This is a genomic window from Paragemmobacter kunshanensis, from assembly GCF_011059185.1.
Taxonomy (GTDB): Bacteria; Pseudomonadota; Alphaproteobacteria; order Rhodobacterales; family Rhodobacteraceae; genus Paragemmobacter; species Paragemmobacter kunshanensis.
On sequence record NZ_JAALFE010000009.1, the window covers coordinates 14965 to 33969 of the forward strand.

Annotated in this window: 16 protein-coding genes; 8 read left to right on the forward strand and 8 right to left on the reverse strand. The window is 66.9% G+C overall.

Going from position 1 to position 19005, the window contains the following annotated elements; all coding sequences use genetic code 11:
* The first annotated feature begins 55 nt into the window (after positions 1–55).
* Positions 56–2614, forward strand: a complete 2559-nt coding sequence (gene pepN / locus G5V65_RS10485) for an aminopeptidase N (RefSeq protein ID WP_165049745.1) — start codon at positions 56–58, stop codon at positions 2612–2614.
* 127 nt (positions 2615–2741) lie between these two features.
* Here pepN and G5V65_RS10490 read toward each other — a convergent pair whose 3' ends face one another.
* Positions 2742–3380, reverse strand: coding sequence for a transglycosylase SLT domain-containing protein (locus tag G5V65_RS10490; RefSeq protein ID WP_241250527.1), 639 nt, complete (start codon positions 3378–3380; stop codon positions 2742–2744).
* Positions 3381–3631: 251 nt separating this feature from the next.
* Between G5V65_RS10490 and G5V65_RS10495 the strand changes: the two genes are divergently transcribed.
* The 3 genes from G5V65_RS10495 to G5V65_RS10505 all read left to right on the forward strand — a co-directional run bounded on the left by G5V65_RS10495 (position 3632) and on the right by G5V65_RS10505 (position 5880).
* Positions 3632–3823 (forward strand): hypothetical protein, encoded by a 192-nt coding sequence (locus G5V65_RS10495; protein ID WP_165049747.1) that lies wholly within the window; start codon positions 3632–3634, stop codon positions 3821–3823.
* A gap of 56 nt (positions 3824–3879) precedes the next feature.
* Positions 3880–5391, forward strand: a complete 1512-nt coding sequence (gatB, locus tag G5V65_RS10500; RefSeq protein ID WP_165049749.1) for an Asp-tRNA(Asn)/Glu-tRNA(Gln) amidotransferase subunit GatB — start codon at positions 3880–3882, stop codon at positions 5389–5391.
* A gap of 111 nt (positions 5392–5502) precedes the next feature.
* The gene (locus G5V65_RS10505) at positions 5503–5880 is read left to right on the forward strand and encodes a DUF4177 domain-containing protein (protein WP_165049751.1); all 378 of its coding nucleotides are present in this window, start codon (positions 5503–5505) and stop codon (positions 5878–5880) included.
* A gap of 1 nt (position 5881) precedes the next feature.
* On the opposite strand, the gene G5V65_RS10510 is transcribed toward G5V65_RS10505, so the two are convergent.
* The 5 genes from G5V65_RS10510 to G5V65_RS10530 form a co-directional block, all read right to left on the reverse strand.
* Positions 5882–6988, reverse strand: coding sequence for a pyridoxal phosphate-dependent aminotransferase (locus tag G5V65_RS10510; protein WP_165049753.1), 1107 nt, complete (start codon positions 6986–6988; stop codon positions 5882–5884).
* 161 nt (positions 6989–7149) lie between these two features.
* On the reverse strand, positions 7150–7482 hold the full coding sequence (locus G5V65_RS10515) for a DnaJ family domain-containing protein (RefSeq protein WP_165049756.1): 333 nt from the start codon (positions 7480–7482) through the stop codon (positions 7150–7152).
* A gap of 96 nt (positions 7483–7578) precedes the next feature.
* Complete coding sequence (locus G5V65_RS10520) at positions 7579–10512, reverse strand: valine--tRNA ligase (RefSeq protein ID WP_165049758.1); 2934 nt, start codon at positions 10510–10512, stop codon at positions 7579–7581.
* A gap of 69 nt (positions 10513–10581) precedes the next feature.
* A complete protein-coding gene (locus G5V65_RS10525) occupies positions 10582–11400 on the reverse strand; it encodes a hypothetical protein (protein ID WP_165049760.1) in 819 nt (272 codons plus the stop codon).
* Positions 11401–11404: 4 nt separating this feature from the next.
* The gene (locus G5V65_RS10530; RefSeq protein ID WP_165049762.1) at positions 11405–11827 is read right to left on the reverse strand and encodes an ABA4-like family protein; all 423 of its coding nucleotides are present in this window, start codon (positions 11825–11827) and stop codon (positions 11405–11407) included.
* 100 nt (positions 11828–11927) lie between these two features.
* On the opposite strand from G5V65_RS10530, the gene G5V65_RS10535 reads away from it, so the two are divergent.
* On the forward strand, positions 11928–12515 hold the full coding sequence (locus tag G5V65_RS10535; protein WP_165049764.1) for a TetR/AcrR family transcriptional regulator: 588 nt from the start codon (positions 11928–11930) through the stop codon (positions 12513–12515).
* 12 nt (positions 12516–12527) lie between these two features.
* On the opposite strand, the gene G5V65_RS10540 is transcribed toward G5V65_RS10535, so the two are convergent.
* Complete coding sequence (locus G5V65_RS10540) at positions 12528–12959, reverse strand: Lrp/AsnC family transcriptional regulator (protein ID WP_165049767.1); 432 nt, start codon at positions 12957–12959, stop codon at positions 12528–12530.
* Positions 12960–13174: 215 nt separating this feature from the next.
* Between G5V65_RS10540 and G5V65_RS10545 the strand changes: the two genes are divergently transcribed.
* From G5V65_RS10545 to aguB, 3 genes are all read left to right on the forward strand, one after another.
* On the forward strand, positions 13175–14320 hold the full coding sequence (locus G5V65_RS10545; RefSeq protein ID WP_165049769.1) for a type III PLP-dependent enzyme: 1146 nt from the start codon (positions 13175–13177) through the stop codon (positions 14318–14320).
* Between the two features lie 94 nt (positions 14321–14414).
* Positions 14415–16706 carry a xanthine dehydrogenase family protein molybdopterin-binding subunit gene (locus G5V65_RS10550; protein ID WP_165049771.1) on the forward strand — a complete coding sequence of 764 codons (2292 nt, stop codon included), beginning with the start codon at positions 14415–14417 and terminating at the stop codon, positions 16704–16706.
* A 45-nt stretch (positions 16707–16751) separates the two neighbouring features.
* Positions 16752–17630, forward strand: coding sequence for an N-carbamoylputrescine amidase (gene aguB / locus G5V65_RS10555; protein WP_165049773.1), 879 nt, complete (start codon positions 16752–16754; stop codon positions 17628–17630).
* A gap of 57 nt (positions 17631–17687) precedes the next feature.
* Here the strand turns inward: aguB and gltA are convergent, their stop codons facing one another.
* Complete coding sequence (gene gltA / locus G5V65_RS10560) at positions 17688–18983, reverse strand: citrate synthase (protein ID WP_165049775.1); 1296 nt, start codon at positions 18981–18983, stop codon at positions 17688–17690.
* Between the last annotated feature and the right edge of the window lie 22 nt (positions 18984–19005).

Consider the following 19005-nt stretch of genomic DNA (forward strand, 5'->3'; position numbering starts at 1 on the left):
GCGGCTTGCCTTCGGCTTGCGGGCTTCCTAGCTTGGCCGGCAAAGGGAGTGACCCATGACCGACCAGCCGCGCGCCGTGCATCTTGCCGATTACCAGCCCTATACCCATCGCGTGGAGCATGTGGCGCTGACATTCCGTCTGGCGCCCCGGGCGACGCGGGTTCTGGCGGCGCTGCGCCTGTCGCCCAATCCGGGCCGACCCGGGCGGCATGACCTGCGGCTGGATGGCGAGCAGTTGCGCCTGATCGCGGTGCGGATCGAGGGGCGGGAGGTGGCGGCGCGGGTGGATGCGACGGGGATGACGATCCCGGCAGAGATGCTGCCCGAGGGGGGCTTCACGCTGGAGACGGAGGTGGAGATCGCGCCCGAGGGCAATACCGCGCTGGAGGGGCTTTACATGTCGCGCGGCATGTATTGCACGCAATGCGAGGCGGAGGGGTTCCGCAAGATCACCTATTACCCCGACCGGCCCGATGTGATGGCCCCCTTTCGGGTGCGGATCGAGGCCGATCTGCCGGTTCTGCTTTCGAATGGCAATCCGCTGGGGCAGGGGCCGGGCTGGGCGGAATGGGAGGATCCCTGGCCGAAGCCTGCCTATCTGTTCGCGCTGGTGGCGGGCGATCTGGTGGCGCATTCGGCCGATTTCACCACGGCATCGGGGCGCGCGGTGGCGCTGAACATCTGGGTGCGCGCGGGCGATCAGGACCGCTGCGCCTATGCGATGGACAGCCTGATCCGGTCGATGCGCTGGGATGAAGAGGTCTATGGGCGCGAATACGATCTGGACGTGTTCAACATCGTGGCGGTCGATGATTTCAACATGGGCGCGATGGAGAACAAGGGGTTGAACATCTTCAACTCCAAATACGTGCTGGCCAGCCCCGAAACCGCGACGGATGACGATTTCGCCCGGATCGAGGCGATCATCGCGCATGAATATTTCCACAACTGGACGGGCAACCGCATCACCTGCCGGGACTGGTTTCAGCTGTGCCTGAAGGAAGGGCTGACGGTGTTCCGCGACCAGCAGTTCAGCGGCGACATGCGCAGCCATGCGGTGAAGCGGATCGAGGATGTGCTGATGCTGCGCGCGCGGCAGTTCCGCGAGGATGGCGGGCCGCTGGCGCATCCGGTGCGGCCCGACAGCTATGTCGAGATCAACAATTTCTACACCGCGACGATCTATGAGAAGGGCGCGGAAGTCATCGGCATGCTGAAGCGGCTGGTGGGGGAGGAGGGCTATGCCAGGGCGCTGGACCTGTACTTCACCCGCCATGATGGCGAGGCGGCGACGATCGAGGATTGGCTGCGCGTCTTCGAGGATGCGACGGGGCGCGATCTGGCGCAGTTCAAGCGCTGGTATACCGAGGCGGGGACGCCGCGGGTGAAGGTCTGGGAGGAGTGGGACGGCGAAAGCTATACCCTGACCTTCGAGCAGGAGAACCCCGCGACGCCGGGACAGCCGGAGAAGGGGGCGAAGGTGATCCCCATTGCCGTGGGTTTGCTGAACCCCAATGGCGACGAGGTGTTGCCGACGACGGTGCTGGAACTGACGCAAGACCGGCAGAGCTTCCGCTTTCCTGCCGCCGCGCGGCCGGTGCCTTCGATCCTGCGCGGCTTTTCGGCGCCCGTGGTGCTGGAGCGGGATGTCAGCCCCGAAGAGCGGGCCTTCCTTCTGGCGCATGACACCGACCCGTTCAACAAATGGGAGGCGGGGCGCGCGCTGGCCAAGGACCTGCTCGCGCGGATGGTGACGGAGGGGGCGGCGCCGGGGCCGGACTGGCTGGACGCGATTGCGCGGGTGACCTTTGACGAGGGGCTGGATCCGGCCTTTCGCGCGCTGGCGTTGCGCCTGCCGGGGGAGGATGACATGGCCTCGACCCTGCATGCGGGGGGGATCACGCCCGATCCCGCGCGCATCTGGGCGGAACGGCGGCGGATGGGGGAGGCGCTGGCGCGGCGGCTGGGGCCGCAACTGCCGGGGCTGATCGAGGCGCTGGCGGAGCCCGGGCCGTTCACGCCGGATGCGCGGGCGGCGGGGCGGCGGGCGCTGCGCATCGCGGCGCTGGCGCTGTTGGCGCGGGTGGATGGCGGGCGGGCGGCGCGGGCCGCCCATGCGGCCGCCGACAACATGACCGAAGAGGTGGGCGCGCTGATCGCCCTGCTGGAGGTGGGCGCGGGGCAGGAGGAACTGGTGGCCTTCGAGGCGCGCTGGGGCCGGGATCGCAACGTGATGGACAAGTGGTTTGCGCTGCAGATCGCGCATGCCCATCCGGACCAGGCGGTGGCGGTGACCGAGGCGCTGACGCGGCATCCCGATTTCGACTGGAAGAATCCGAACCGGTTCCGGTCGGTCATCGGGGCCTTGTCGGCCAATCATGCGGGGTTCCACCATGGTTCGGGTGCGGGTTACCGGCTGGTGGCGGATTGGCTGTTGCGGCTGGATCCGCTGAACCCGCAGACGGCGGCGCGGATGTCGACGGCCTTCGAGACATGGCCGCGCTATGATGCGGATCGGCAGGGGATGGTGCAGGCGGAACTGGCGCGGATGGCGGCAGCGCCGGGGCTGAGCCGCGACCTGGGCGAGATGGTGGCGCGGATGCGGGGGGCGTAGGGGGGGCGAAGCCCGTCCCGGGCCTGACCCGGGACCGCTGCCGGGCGGTGAATGCCGTGGATGGGGGAGGTCCCGGGTCAGGCCCGGGGCGGGGTTTCCAGCGCCATGCTGTCCGGCGTGGGGGGCATCAGCCCTGGCAATAGGGCTGGGCGCGGGTCCAGGCGGCCATGGCGGCGCGTTTTTCGGCGTTGCGGAAGGGCATCCAGTCGCGCCCGATGCCGCGATTGCCGCCGCCGACCACCAGCCCGTCGCGCGCCACGGCCTTGGCCATCATCTGCGCCGCGCATTCGAGGTTTTCCGACCCGTCCTTCAGTTCGGAGACGGTATTCGCCTCGCACTGGTGGTAGCTGGCGGAAACGGGCGAGATCTGCATCACGCCGATGTAGCGGCCGCCGCCGCCCGACGCCTGGGGGTTCCAGGTGGATTCGTAGCGCGCCACCGCCGACATGAGCCCGGCCCAGAAGGCGCGGCGATCCTCGATCGGGGCTTCGGCATAGCCCGGGCACCAGGTGGCGACATCGGCAGGCACGGTGGCGGCCAGCATGGCATCGTGATCCTGCAGGGCGTCGAGGGTGTCGCGCGTCCATTCGCGGCCTTCGGGGCGCTGATCCCATTGCATGGGCGGCATCTGACCACTGGTCGACAGGCTGGTGGTGCCTTCGCTGGACACGCAGCCAGCCAGGGTGGCGGCCAGCGTGACAGCGGCAAGACCCTGGCCAAGGCGATGGGCCAGACGGGTGCCTGGACGGGCGGAATTCTGTGTCATCGGTTCCTGAGCGGCAGCGCCGCGCCCCCTGTGCGCGACCCGGGCCTTTGATCAGCTGCGGGCTGTCCTGTCCATGGAAACGCTGTGTTGCCGGGTCTGATCGGCAGAAATCCGCCCTTTTCGGGGGTTTTCGCCGCATTTCGGCCATGATCGCCCTTAAATTGCCATAATCGCACTGCAATTTCGCCTATAGTTGTAATGGTTCCTGAACGCTGCTGTGACGGGGCCCCCAGTATGAGTGTGACACTGCCATGTCGCGTATCCTTGCCCGATCGGTGACAGCCGATCTGTGCGGCCGGTTTTTCAACCTGCTGCTGTTCATCCTTCTTCTGCCCTTCGTGCTGGCGCTTGCGGCCCTGCCGCAGCCTGCCGCAAGGCGCGCGGGCCAGCCTGCGGCGGCGGTGCCGCCTGCGCCCGGCGGCCGTGGCCGCAAGGCGACTTGAAGCCTGCGCCCTGAGGGCCTAGACAGGCGGGCAAAGCGGCAAGAGGACGGCACGCCATGCTCGACATCAGCTATGAGGCCCCCCGACCCAAGATCATCGCGGGCGCGACGGGCGATTGGGAACTGGTGATCGGCATGGAGATCCATGCCCAGGTCGCCTCGAACGCAAAGCTGTTTTCGGGCGCCTCGACCCAGGTGGGGGCGGAGCCGAATTCCAACGTGGCCTTCGTCGATGCGGCCATGCCGGGGATGCTGCCCGTCATCAACGAATTCTGCGTGGAGCAGGCGGTGCGGTCGGGGCTGGGCCTGAAGGCGCAGATCAACCTGCGCTCGGCCTTCGACCGGAAGAACTATTTCTATCCCGACCTGCCGCAGGGCTATCAGATCAGCCAGCTTTATCACCCGATCGTGGGCGAGGGCGAGGTGCTGGTCGAGATGGGGCCGGGCGTCGCGCGCCATGTGCGGATCGAGCGGATCCATCTGGAACAGGATGCGGGCAAGTCGATCCATGACATGGATCCGAACATGTCCTTCGTCGATTTCAACCGCACGGGCGTGGCGCTGATGGAGATCGTCAGCCGCCCCGATATCCGCGGGCCGGAAGAGGCTGCGGCCTATGTGGCCAAGCTGCGCCAGATCCTGCGCTACTTAGGCACCTGCGATGGCAACATGCAGAACGGCAACCTGCGGGCCGATGTGAACGTGTCGGTCTGCCGCCCGGGCGATTACGAACGCTATCAGGCGACGCAGGACTTTTCGCACCTGGGCACGCGCTGCGAGATCAAGAACATGAACTCGCTGCGCTTCATCCAGGCGGCCATCGAATACGAGGCGCGGCGGCAGATCGCCATTCTGGAGGATGGCGGCAAGGTCGATCAGGAAACCCGGCTTTACGATCCCGACAAGGGCGAGACGCGGTCGATGCGCAGCAAGGAAGAGGCGCATGACTACCGCTATTTCCCGTGCCCGGACCTTTTGCCGCTGGAGATCGAGCAGGCCTGGGTCGATGAGATCGCCGCCTCCATGCCGGAACTGCCGGATGCCAAGAAGGCGCGCTTCATGGCCGATTTCGGGCTGACCGATTACGATGCCAATGTGCTGACGGCGGAACTGGACAATGCCGCCTTCTTCGAGGCGGTGGCGCAGGGCCGCGATGGAAAGCAGGCGGCGAACTGGATCATCAACGAGCTGTTCGGGCGGCTGAACAAGGAGGGGAAATCCGTGACGGAGAGCCCCCTCTCGCCCGCGCAGATCGGCGGCGTGCTGGATCTGATCGCCTCGGGCGAGATCACCACGAAGATGGCCAAGGACCTGTTCGAGATCCTCTGGACCGAGGGCGGCAATCCGGCCGAGGTGGCGGCGGCGCGCGGGATGAAGCAGGTGACGGATACGGGCGCGATCGAGCGCGCGCTGGATGAGCTGATCGCCGCGAATCCCGATCAGGTGGAGAAGGCCAAGGTCAATGCCAAGCTGGCGGGCTGGTTCACGGGCCAGGTGCTGAAGGCCACGGGCGGCAAGGCCAATCCGGCGGTTGTCAACCAGATGGTGGCGCAGAAACTGGGCCTTTAGGGCCAGGGCCGCGGCGGCGGGGTCGGCGGGAAAGCCCGCAAGGCCCCGCTTGCCCCTTCAAAGCCGGTCGCGCCAGCGCTACCTTCCCCGCATATCCTGCCGGAGCCAGTCATGCAGCGTCACGAATACAAGGTTATCCCCGCCCCGCGCCGCGGCACCAAATCCCGCGAGGCCAAGACGAACGAGGATCGCTTTGCGCTGACCCTTTCGCTTCTGATGAATGATCTGGGGCGGGATGGATGGGATTATGTCCGCGCGGAAACCCTGCCCACGGAAGAGCGGGCGGGGTTCACCAAGACCCGCGTGGTGGAGCAGACGGTGCTGATCTTCCGGCGCAGCCTTGCGGGGCCTGCGGCGCTGGTCAATCCGGCGGAGGGGGGCGTGGCGGCCTTTCGCCCGCAGGCCGCGGCCGAAGCGGCGGCCCCGCGGCTTGGCCCGGCGGTGGAGCCTGCGCCGGGGCAGGCCCCTTCCATCGGGCGGGCGGAGTGATCTAGCCCCCTGCCGCGGCGAGGGCCTGGGGCAGAACCTCTTCCAGCACATCCAGATCGGCGGGCGTGCCCGCGCTGATGCGGATGCAGCGGTCGAGCGGGGCCAGGCCGGGCATGCGGATGAAAAGCCCGCGCGCGAGACAGCCCTGCAGCACGGCGCGGGCGAAGCGGCCGTCGCGGCCGCAATCCACGGCGACGAAATTGGTGGCCGAGGGCAGGGCGGCAAGGCCGTTGGCCGCGGCGATGGCGGTGATGCGGTCGCGGGCCGCCGAAACCTGCGCCCGGACGTGGCGCAGGTGATCCTGATCGGCCAGCGCCGCCAGGGCCCCGGCCTGTGCCATGCGGCCCATGCCGAAATGGTTGCGGACCCTGTCGAAGGCGCGGATCAGGTCGGGCGCGGCCAAGGCATAGCCGACCCTGAGACCGGCAAGGCCATAGCCCTTGGAGAAGGTGCGCAGGCGGATCACGCGCGGATCGTCAGGCGCGATGCGCGGCGCGGTGCCTTCGGGGGCGAGGTCGATATAGGCCTCGTCCAGTACCAGCAGCGCGCCCTCCGGCAGGGCTGGCAGCATCGCCTCGACCGTGGCGGCGGCATGCCAGCTGCCCATGGGATTGTCGGGATTGGCCAGATAGACGAGCTTTGCCCCCACCTCGCGCGCCTTGGCGAGCAGCGCCTCGGGATCTTCGCGGTCGTCCCGATAGGGGACGCGGTGCAGATCGGCGCCGAAGCCTGCGACATGGAAATTGAAGGTGGGATAGGCCCCGAAGGAGGTGACCACCGCATCCCCCGGACCGGCGATCAGGCGGACGAGCGTGCCCAGAAGCCCGTCGATGCCTTCGCCCACCATGACATGGGCCGGTGTCACGCCATGATGCGCCGCGATGGCCGCGCGCAGGTCATGCATCTCGGGGTCGCCATACATCCAGGCCTCGGTCGCGGCCGCGGCCATGGCGGCCACGGCGCGCGGCGAGGGGCCGAAGCGGCTTTCATTCGCGCCGAGGCGGGCGCGGAAGGCGCGGCCCTGGGCGCGTTCCTGCGTTTCGGGCCCCACGAAGGGCACGGCATCGGGCAAGGCGGTGGCAAGCGGGGTGAGGCGAGGTCCGGTCATGGCAGGGAGGGAAGCGCGCGGCGTCGCAAAGCGCAAGGGGGGAAGAATTTTCCTCCGAAAATTCTTCCCCCCGCTATCCTGTAGAATTTTCACTGAAAATTCTACAGGTCAGGCAGCCCAAGAATTTTCAATGAAAATTCTTGGGCTTGTGCGCCGTCTCGTCAGCTCTGCAGGAAGCGGCGACGCGCCTCTTCGGCCATGGCTTGCCGCATCTCCACCTGGGCAAGCTCTGCCATCACCGCCTTGCGGGGCTCTGCCCCCTCGGTCGCCGCAAGCACCTCGCGCAGGCGCGCGGCCTCTTTCTTCAGGACGATTTCTTCGGGCAGCACGCCGGCCTCGGCCATGATCCGGAAACCCACCGCATCGCCGGGGGAGATGAAGACATCACCCGGACGGTCAAGAAGGGGTTTGCCTTCGCCGGAAAGGCCCTGCAATTCGCCCTTCAGGCGGGCCTTCTGCATCTGGCGTTCGGCGAGGCGGCTGAGCCAGGACATAGGCGGTTCTCCCTTGGTCCGAGTTTGGCTCAGGTGACGGGAAAGGAAAAGGGGGGCTGCTTGCCCCCCCCTCGGGATGATCGGGACCGGATGAAATCAGTCGATCTCGGCAAGGCGCCGCAAGGCGGCGTCGAGTTTGCCTGCCTCATCCTCGCGCGCTTCGAGATTGGCGCGCGCCTCTTCCACCACCTCTTCGGGGGCGGAGGCGACGAAGGCCGGGTTGTTCAGGCGGCCTTTCAGACCGCCGATCTCTTTCCCCAGTTTTTCCAGCGCCTTGGAGAGACGTGTCTTTTCCGCGGCGATGTCGATGATGCCTTCGAGCGGCATGGCGAAGGCCGCGCCTTCGAGCGCGATGGAGACAGAGCCCTTGGGGGCGGTGGCGGCCTCGGTCAGGGTTTCGATGCGGGCGAGGCGCTTGATCAGCACCTCGTTCCGCGCCCAGGCCTGGCGGGCCTCGTCCGAGAGGGTGGTGGCGACAAGGTCGATCTTCAGGCCGACGGGGACATGCATCTGCGCGCGGGCGGAGCGGATCTCGTCGATCAGGGTGGTGACCCAGCCCATTTCGCGATCCGCCGCCGCATCGGCGAGGGTGAGGTCGGGCGCGGGCCAATCGGTATGGACGAGCATCTTCGCGCGGCGGCCGGTGGTGGCCCAAAGTTCTTCGGTCACGAAGGGCATCATGGGGTGGAGGAGGATCATGCAATGGTCCAGCACCCAGGCCATTGTGGCGCGGGTTTCATCGGCGGCGGCGCCGTCGAAGAGGGGTTTGGCGAATTCGACATACCAGTCGCAGACCTTGCCCCAGACGAACTTGTAAAGCGCATCCGCCGCCTGATCGAAGCGGTAATCGGCGAGTGCGGCGTCCACCTCGGCGATGGTCCGCAGGGTTTCGCCGATGATCCAGCGGTTGGCGGTGGCGGTGGCCCTGGGGGCGGTGCCTTGCGTGCTGTGGCCCTCCCAGACGCCGTTCATTTCGGCGAAGCGGCAGGCATTCCACAGCTTGGTGCCGAAGTTGCGATAGCCCGCGATCCGCGCGGTATCGAGTTTCAGCACCCCGCCCAGCGAGGCCATCGCCGCATTGGTGAAGCGCAGCGCGTCGGCGCCGTATTCGTCGATGATCTCCAGCGGGTCGATGACATTGCCCAGGGATTTGGACATCTTCTTGCCCTTGGCATCGCGCACCAGGCCATGCAGGTAGACCGTCCTGAACGGCACCTCACCCACCACGGCGAGTTGCATCATCATCATCCGGGCGACCCAGAAGAAGAGGATGTCCTGGCCCGTGATGAGGACGGAGGTCGGGAAATAGCGCTTCAGCGCATCGGTCTGTTCGGGCCAGCCCAAGGTGCCGATGGGCCAGAGGCCGGAGGAGAACCAGGTGTCCAGCACGTCGGGATCGCGGGTGAGCGCGCGGCCGGGGGCCATGGTCTGGGCCTCCGCCTCGGTCGGGGCGCAGAAGTGGTTGCCTTCGGCATCATACCAGACCGGGATCTGATGGCCCCACCAGAGCTGGCGCGAGATGCACCAGGGCTCGATATTGTCGAGCCAGTGGTAATAGGTCCGCTCGCCGCTTTCGGGGATGATCCTGACCGTTCCGTTGCGGACGGCGTCCAGGGCGGGTTGCACAATTCGAACAGTATCGACGAACCATTGGTCCGTCAGCATGGGTTCGATTACCACTTTCGAACGATCGCCGAAGGGCTGCATGATCTTCTTCGCCTCGACCAGAGGCACCGGCGCCACCTCTTCCGCGCCATCCTGTAGGGCGGGGTTCACCCCGCCTCCCTTCACCGCCGCCTTGCCCAGACGCGGATCATCCGCCCGTGTCATCACGGCCAGGCCTTCGGCGGTGATCTCTTCGATCACGCGCTTGCGCGCCTCCATCCGGTCCAGTCCGCGCAAGTGATCGGGGACGAGGTTCAGGGCATCGGCCTCGGCCTCGGTCAGCACGCGCTCGCCACGCGCCACGGATTGGGCGATGCCCGCTGCCTCGGCGTAAGGCACACCGTCATCCCGCAGCCGCGCCCGCGTATCCATCAGGCGGTAGCAGGGGATGCCGCCGCGTTTCGCGACGCCATAGTCGTTGAAATCATGCGCGCCGGTGATCTTCACCGCGCCCGAGCCAAATGTGGGATCGGGGTATTCGTCGGTGATGATCGGGATCAGGCGGCGGTGTTCCCTTGGCCCGACCGGAATTTCGCAGAGTTTGCCCACGATGGGGGCATAGCGTTCGTCGGAGGGATGCACGGCCACCGCGCCATCGCCCAGCATGGTTTCGGGCCGCGTCGTGGCGATGGAGATGTAATCGCGCGTCTCGCGCAGGGTGACATTCCCTTCGGCGTCCTTTTCGACATAGTCATAGGTGGCCCCGCCCGCGAGCGGGTATTTGAAGTGCCACATATGGCCGTCGACCTCGATATTCTCGACCTCGAGGTCGGAGATCGCGGTTTCGAAATGCGGGTCCCAGTTCACCAGCCGCTTGCCGCGATAGATGAAGCCCTTGTTGTAGAGATCGACGAAGACGCGGATCACGGCGTCGTGGAAATTGCCCTCTTCCCCCGCGGGGGCATTCGGGGCGCCGGACATGGTGAAGGCTTCGCGGTCCCAGTCGCAGGAACAGCCGAGGCGCTGGAGCTGGCCGATGATGGTGCCGCGGGATTTCCGCTTCTGCTCCCACACGCGGCGGGTAAAGGCGCCGCGGCCCATCTCGCGGCGCGAGGGTTCGCCGTTCTTCGCCATTTCGCGTTCGGTCACCATCTGGGTGGCGATCCCGGCATGGTCGGTGCCCGGCTGCCAGAGCGTATCGTGCCCCTTCATGCGGTGCCAGCGTGTCAGGATATCCTGCAGGGTGTTGTTGAAGGCGTGGCCCATATGGAGCGAGCCCGTCACATTGGGCGGGGGGATCATCACGCAGAAGCTTTCGGCGCCGGGTCTGGCGTTCGCCCCGGCACGGAAGGCCCCGGTTTCAAGCCATTTCGCGGAGATCCGCGCCTCGGCCTCGGCGGCGTTGAAGGTCTTTTCCATCGGCATCGCATGCACCCCTTGCAGTCGGGGGGGTTCTAGCGCGGCATCGGGGCGAGGGAAAGCGGCAGATGGCCGTCAGAAGAGGGGCTGGCCCGCGATGGCCTGGGCGAAGGTGGCCAGCACGAGCAGGGTGAAGGCGAGGCTGCCTGCGCGGACGAGGGTGAGGCTGCGGGGGCCTGCGGCAAGGCGGGCCATGGCAAGGCCCCAGAGCGGCAGGGCGTGCAGGGCATGGGTGGCGAGGAAATGGGGGATGCGGAGATCGCCCACCTCGCGCGACCAGCCGAAGAGGGGGAGGGTGGCGCCGGTGAGCGGCGTTCCGACATGGTGGCCGGGGGTGGAGGCCATGTAGCCCGCGGTGAGGACGGTCAGCAGGAAGGTGAGGATCAGGCCATGCACGACCGAGAGCTTCACCGCCGGGTGAAGGCCCGTTGCGGGGTTGCGGTGGATGGCGAGGCCCATCACGAGGCTGGCCGAGGTGAGGGTGACGGCGGCAAGCCCCATCAGGGAATAGAGCGTCTGCCAGAGGGGCGAGGAGAGGTTGAAATGCGAGGTGGTGCCCATCGCCGCCGCGCCGCCGATCCAGAGAAGCTCGGCCAGGACGCAGAGGCAGACCAGCGCCACGAAGCCGCGCCAGCGGCGGGACGCGCGCATGCCTTCGGGCAGCCAGCGGGCGAAGGCGGCGAGGGTGATCAGGTAGATGGCGAGGGCGATGTGGAATTTCAGGGGTTTGAGCCAGATATCCTCGGCCCCCGAGAGGCGGGGATCGAGGGCCATGGCCAGAAGGAGGGGCGCCATGGCCAGCAGGATCAGCAGGGCAAGGGCGGTGAAGGCGGGGGCGTCGGTCCAGAGGCGGGTGGGGGCGTAGGGACGAGAGGGGGCGGGAAGGGCGGTCATGGGATCAACCTTTCAGGCGGGAGAGGGTGAGGCGCAGGGCGGAGAAGGCGAGAAAGCCCGCCGGGCCGAAGAGGAAGGTCAGGGCGAGGCAGGGCAGCAGGAAGAGATGGGGGATGCCCTCGTCCCGGGCGGTGCGCGTGGCCCAGGCTCCGATGAGCAGATCGAAGGCAAGGTAGTGAAGCCAGCCCGCCAGCGCGACATGGGGATCGGTGAAGAGGGTTTGCACCTGGGCGAGGGTGGCAAAGCCGCCTTCGGCGCCCGACCAGAAGGCGAGGATCAGCCCCGTATAGGCGAGCGAGAGGATCAGCGGCACCACGACCCCCGCAAGAAGCAGCGCCGGGCGCGGGGCCAGCGGCGACAGGGCCAGCGCCAGCCAGCCCGCCATGGCCAGCGGATTGGCGATCTGGAACAGGCTGTCCGGTGTCATCGCGGCCCCCATCTTTACACTGTCAACATGGGTGCGCCGAATCGGGGCTGTCGGTCAAGGGTTATCTTTACATCGTCAAGATTGTCGCCTATGCAGGGTCATGGCTGAGGACAGGCGCACTTATCACCATGGCGATCTGCGCGCGGCGCTGTTGCGCGCGGCGGAAGAGGAATTGCAGGCCAGCGGGGTGGAGGCCTTTTCGCTGCGGCAGGTGGCGCGGCGGGCCGGGGTGAGCCATGCCGCGCCTGCGCATCATTTCGGCGATGCGCGGGGCCTGCTGACGGCGCTGGCGGCGGAAGGGTTCCACCGGTTTCTGGCGGCACAGTCGCGGCGCGAGGCGCGGGCCGATCCGGCCCCGGCGGCGCAGCTGACAGCGGCGGGGCTGGGCTATGTGGATTTCGCGATGGAGCGGCCCGCACTGTTCCGGCTGATGTTCGGGTCGGACCGGCCCGATTTCGCCGATCCGGTGCTGAACGAGGCGGCGACGGCGGCCTATCGGCATCTGCGCGATCAGGTGGCGGAGGTCGGCGGGGATGAGGTGGCCGCGGCCTCGGTCTGGGCGATGGCGCATGGTCTGGCGGACCTGCTGTCGAACGGGCGGCTGCGGGCGATCCTGACCTTGCCCGAGGCGGCGCGGCAGGATGTGCTGGTGGGGCTGCTGGAACGCGCCTTTCCGGGGCGGGGCTGACCCGGGGCGCAGTCAGACGGCGCGGTCAAGCCGGGTGGAGAGGTGGATCAGGCTTTCGGAAGACCGGACGCCGGTGATCGCCCCGATCTGATCCAGCACCTGATCGAGGACCTGGGTATTGGGGCAGGCGATCTGCATCAGAAGATCGAAGCGGCCCGAGGTGGTGAAGACCCTTTCCACCTCGGCGATGGCCTTGAGGCGTTGCAGGATTCCGGCCTGGGCGCGGGGTTCGATGGTGAGCAGGACCGAGGCGCGCAAGCGCCCCTGGCGGGCCCCTTCGCCCAGTTTCAGGGTATAGCCCGCGATCACCCCGGTGGTTTCCAGCCGTTCCAGCCGCGCCTGGATGGTGGAACGCGCAACCTTTAGTCGCCGGGCGAGCGTCGCCACCGACATGCGGGCATCCGCCCCCAGAAGCCCGATTATGTTGCGATCCAGTTCGTCCATGCATTCTGCCCGATCTTTTCGTCATTATAACGACAATTCGCTACATTTATACAGTTTTGTTCGGTGAGTTTGTACCCCATATGCGGCATCCTCGATTGCAGGAAAAGGGCGGCTCATACGCACCTGGCCTGGTTGGAAAAAACCTCGCAGGTGCCGCTGCCCGTAACATGCAAACGGGGAGGGCTTGCGTCTTGTTGGCAGAAAGGATCACGCCGATGGGACTGTCCAAAACGATCTGGACCAATCCGACCGAATTCCTCCGCAACCAGCAGCCGGAAAACCCGGTGCTGTTCTTCAGCCCCTCGGCGCTGCAGGCCGCCGCGCGGCGGTTCATCGACGGCTTTCCGGGCATGGTCACCTATGCGGTGAAGTCCAATCCGGGTGAAGAGGTGATCGAGAACCTTGCCGCGGCCGGGATTCGCGGCTATGACTGCGCGTCGAGCTTTGAGATCGACCTGATCCGCCGCCTCGCCCCCGATGCGGCGATCCACTACAACAACCCGGTACGCGCCCGGTCCGAGATCGCCCATGCGGTGGCGAAGGGCGTGAAGTCCTGGTCGGTGGATTCGCAGAGCGAACTGGCCAAGCTGATCGAGATGGTGCCTGCGCAGGACAGCGAGATTTCGGTCCGCTTCAAGCTGCCGGTGGCCGGGGCGGCCTATAACTTTGGCGCGAAGTTCGGGGCGACGGCGGAAGTGGCGACGGCGCTGCTGCGCCGGGTGGCGGAGGCGGGGTTCATCCCGTCGCTGACCTTCCATCCCGGCACGCAATGCACCGATCCGGCGGCATGGGAGACCTATATCCGCACGGCGGCGGAGATCGCGCGCAATGCCGGTGTCACGCTGGCGCGGCTGAATGTCGGCGGGGGGTTCCCGTCGCATCGCCTGATGGGGGTGGTGCCGCAGCTTGAGGCGACCTTCACCCTGATCGACCGGGTGGCCAGCGAAGCCTTTGGCGCGGCGCGGCCGATGCTGGTCTGCGAGCCGGGCCGGGGCTTGTGCGGGGATGCCTTCACGCTGGCGGCGCGGGTCAAGGCCGTGCGGGACGAGGCGCATGTCTTCCTGAATGACGGGGTCTATGGCACGCTGACGGAGCTTCCGCTGATCGGCGTGATCGACCGGACCGAGGTGCTGACGCCCGAAGGGGCAAAGCGCGAGGGTGCGATCCAGCCGCGCATCGTGTTCGGGCCGACCTGCGATTCGGTGGACCGTCTGCCGGGCGAAGTGGCCCTGCCCGCCGATATCGCCGAGGGTGATTATGTGATCGTGCAGGGGATGGGGGCCTATTCCACGGTGACCAATACCCGCTTCAACGGCTTTGGCGATCTGACCATGGCGACGGTGCTTTCGCTGAAGGTCTGATCCCGGCCCCTGATTTCCGACAGGGCGCGCCCCCGGCTGGACATTCCCGGCCGGGGGCGTAGCTTTTGGCGCTGCCAGAGGAAGGAAATCGCCCATGAAGTTCGGCCAGTCGCAGCCTGCCCACCGGATCGAGGATCATCGCTTCCTGACGGGGCAGGGCCGCTATGTCGATGATATCGCGCCGAAAGATGCCTTGCGGGCGTGGTTCCTGCGGTCTGATCGGGCGCATGCGGATATCTCGGGGCTGGATCTGGCCGCGGCACGGGCGGCGCCGGGGGTGCATCTGGTGCTGACCGCGCAGGATCTGCGCGCGGCGGGGGTGGAGACGGGCATGCGCTTTGCCCGCGTGCCCAATCGCGACGGCAGCCGGGGCGCGGCCCCGGCGCGGCCCGTGCTGGCCGAGGGGCGGGTGCGGTTTGTGGGCGAGGCCATCGCCCTGATCGTGGCCGATACGACGGAAGCGGCGCGCGATGCGGCGGAGTTGATCACCTTCGACATCGAGGAGCGGCCTGTCGCGCTTTCGCTGGAACCCGGGGGAGAGGCGATCCATCCCGAGGCGCCGGGCAATCTGTGCTTTGACTTCGGGATCGGGCAGGAGGCCGGGACGGCGGCGGCGCTGGCGGGGGCTGTGCATCGGGTGCGGCTGGAGGTGCGGCACAACCGGGTGATCGTGAACCCGATGGAGCCGCGCGGGGCCTGGGCGGAATGGGATGGCGCGCGGCTGCATCTTTGTGTGAACGGGCAGGGCGTCTGGACGCAGAAGAAGGAACTGGCGCGGATGCTGCATCTGCCGCCCGAGGCGGTGCGGGTGACCAACCCCGATGTCGGTGGCGGATTCGGGATGAAGGCCATGACCTATCCCGAATATGTGGTGATCGCGCAGGCGGCGCGGATGCTGGGCCGGCCGGTGCGCTGGATGGCCGAGCGGGGCGAGGGCATGCTGAGCGACAATGCCGGGCGCGACCTGATCGCCGAGGCGGAGATGGGCTTCGATGCGGGGCTGCGGATCACCGCCTATCGGGTGCGGGTGCTGTCGAACCTGGGGGCCTATGCATCGCAATTCGGGCAACCCATTCAATCGGAACTGTTTTCAAAGGTGCTGACCGGGGTCTATGACATCCCCTGCGCCTGGTTGAACACGGTCGGGGTCTTTACCAATACCGCCCCTGTCGATGCCTATCGCGGGGCCGGGCGGCCCGAGGCGATCCTGACCATCGAGCGGCTGATGGACGAGGCGGCGCGCGTGCTGGGGGTGGAGGGGGCCGATCTGCGGCGGCGGAACTTCATCCGGGCCTTTCCCTATCGCACGGTGACGGGGCAGGTGATCGACGTGGGCGATTTCGGCCGCGTGCTGGACCGCGCCGAGGCCGAGGCGGATGTCGCGGGTTTTGCCTCGCGGCGGCAGGCCAGCGCGGCGCGGGGCATGCTGCGGGGGTTGGGGCTGGCCACCTATATCGAATCGATCCTGGGCGATCCGTCGGAAACCGCGCGGATCACTTTGGATGCGGATGGCGGGGCCACGCTTTACGTGGGCACGCAATCGAACGGGCAGGGGCATGAGACCGTCTATGCGCGGATGCTGTCGGGCATGACGGGGATCGAGGAAGGGCGGATCCGCGTGGTGCAGGGCGACAGCGATGCCATTCCGGCGGGCGGCGGGACGGGGGGATCGCGGTCGGTGACGGTGCAGGGCACGGCGACGCGGGCCACCGTGGGGCAGATGGTGGCGGGTTTCGAGGCCTTTCTTGCGGAGGAGACGGGGGTTGCGGGGATGCGCTTTGACGGGCTTGCCTTCGGCGCGCCCGGATCGAACCTGCGCCTGACCCTGGCCGAGGCGGCGGATCTGGCGCGCGAGAGGGGGCGGGCGGATCTCTGCGACCAGGCGGCGACGATCACGCTGGAGGGGCGGTCTTTCCCCAATGGCGCGCATCTGGCGGAAGTGGAGATCGACCCCGAGACCGGGGCGCTGCGGCTGGACCGTTACACGGTGGTGGATGATTTCGGCACGCTGATCGCGCCGGAACTGGCCATGGGCCAGGTGCATGGCGGGATCGCCCAGGGCTTTGGCCAGGCGGTGCTGGAGGATGCGGTGCATGACGAGGGCGGGCAGATGCTGACTGCCAGCTTCATGGATTACGCCATGCCCCGCGCGGATGACCTGCCCTTTTTCGGCTTTGCCTCGGAGCCCGTGCCTTCGATCCTGAACCCTTTCGGGATGAAGGGCTGCGGCGAGGCGGGGACGGTGGGGGCGCTGGGGGCGATTTCCAACGCGGTGCGCGATGCGCTGGCCGGGCGCGGGGTGGCGCGGGTGGACATGCCCTTTACCCCGCAGCGCATCTGGCACTGGTTGCAGGAGGCCGAGGCGCGGCAGGGGGCTTTGCCTTGACGCGCCGGAAGGGTTAACTGCGCCCAAGCTGACACAGAGGACGCCATGACCAGAGTTACCGTCGCCGCCACGCAATTCGCCTGTTCCTGGGATCTGCCGAAGAATGCGGACAAGGCCGAAGAGGCGATCCGCAAGGCCGCAGCACGGGGCGCGCAGATCGTGCTGATCCAGGAGCTTTTCGAGGCGCCCTATTTCTGCATCACGGAACGGGCGGAATATTTCCGCCTTGCCCGCCCGCTGGAGGGGCATCCGCTGGTGGCGCGGTTCCAGTCGCTGGCGCGGGAATTGGGCGTGGTGCTGCCGCTTTCCTTTTTCGAGAAGGCGGGGCAGGCGCATTTCAACTCGGTCGCGATGATTGATGCGGATGGCGCGATGCTGGGCCTTTACCGCAAGAGCCATATTCCGCAGGGGCCGGGATATGAGGAGAAATACTATTTCTCGCCGGGGGATACGGGGTTCAGGGTCTGGTCCACCGCGCATGGGCGGATCGGGGTGGGCATCTGCTGGGACCAGTGGTTCCCCGAAGCGGCGCGGGCGATGGCGCTGATGGGGGCGGAGATGCTGCTTTATCCCACGGCCATCGGATCGGAGCCGCCGGCGCCGGGCTATGACAGCCAGCCGCATTGGGAAATGGTGATGCGCGGCCATGCGGCGGCGAACATCATGCCGGTGATCGCGTCGAACCGGATCGGCACGGAAACCGCGCCCGAGGGGGTGGATGTCACCTTCTACGGATCGTCCTTCATCGCCGATCAGACCGGGCAATTGGTGGCGAAGGCGGGCCGCGACGGGGAAGAGGTGCTGACGGCGACCTTCGATCTGGAGGCGATTGCCGCGCTGCGGGGAAGCTGGGGCCTGTTCCGGGACAGGCGGGTGGATCTTTACGGCGCGGTTCAGACGCTGGACGGCCAGCGCCGGGGCTGAGGGCCGAAATGAGGAACGGCGGCCAGGGGGCCGCCGTTCCTGCGATTTCCGGTCCGCTTAGCGGTGCTTCAGATCGACATAGTCGCGCTTTTTCTGCCCGACATAGAGCTGGCGCGGACGGCCGATCTTCTGGTTCTTTTCGCCGATCATCTCTTTCCACTGCGAGATCCAGCCGACGGTGCGCGACAGCGCGAAGATCGGCGTGAACATCGAGGTGGGGAAGCCCATCGCATCGAGGATGATGCCCGAATAGAAATCGACATTCGGGTAGAGCTTCTTGGAGACGAAATATTCGTCTTCCAGCGCGATGCGTTCCAACTCCTTGGCGACCTGCAGGGTGGGGTTGTTCTCGATCCCCATGAGACCCAGCACCTCGTCGGCCGACTCCTTCATCACCTTGGCGCGCGGGTCGAAGTTCTTGTAGACGCGGTGGCCGAAGCCCATCAGGCGGAAGGGATCGTCCTTGTCCTTGGCGCGGGCGATGAATTCGGGGATGCGGTCCACGGTCCCGATCTCGCGCAGCATTTCAAGGCAGGCCTGGTTCGCGCCGCCATGGGCCGGGCCCCAGAGGCAGGCGATGCCCGCCGCGATGCAGGCAAAGGGGTTCGCCCCCGAAGACCCCGCCAGGCGCACCGTGGAGGTGGAGGCGTTCTGTTCGTGATCGGCATGGAGCATCATGATCCGGTCCATCGCCTTGGACAGGACGGGATCGACCACATAATCCTCGGCCGGGACGGAGAAGCACATGTGCAGGAAGTTGCCCGCGTAATCGAGGCTGTTCTTGGGATACACGAAGGGCTGGCCGATGGAGTATTTGTAGGCCATGGCGGCAATCGTCGGCAGTTTCGCGATCATGCGGATCGCGGCCACCTCGCGCTGCCAGGGATCGTTGATATCGAGCGAGTCGTGATAGAAGGCCGACATCGCGCCCACCACGCCCACCATCGTGGCCATCGGGTGGCTGTCGCGGCGGAAGCCGCGGAAGAAGTAGTGCATCTGTTCATGCACCATGGTGTGCCGCGTCACGCGGCCCTTGAAATCGGCCAGTTGCGCGGCGGTGGGCAATTCGCCGTAAAGCAGCAGGAAGCAGAGTTCGAGATAGGAGGATTTCTCGGCCAGTTGCTCGATCGGATAGCCGCGATGGAGAAGTTCGCCCTGATCGCCGTCGATATAGGTGATCGCGCTTTCGCAGGCGGCGGTGGAGGTGAAGCCGGGATCGAAGGTGAAGACATCCGCCTCGGCATAGAGCTTGCGGATATCCAGCACGCTGGGCCCGAGGGTCGGCGCATAGAGCGGCAGGTCATAGGATTTGCCGTCCAGTGTCAGCGTCGCGGATTTCTTGCTTTCTGCCATCTCTCAACGTCCCTCTCTGGGC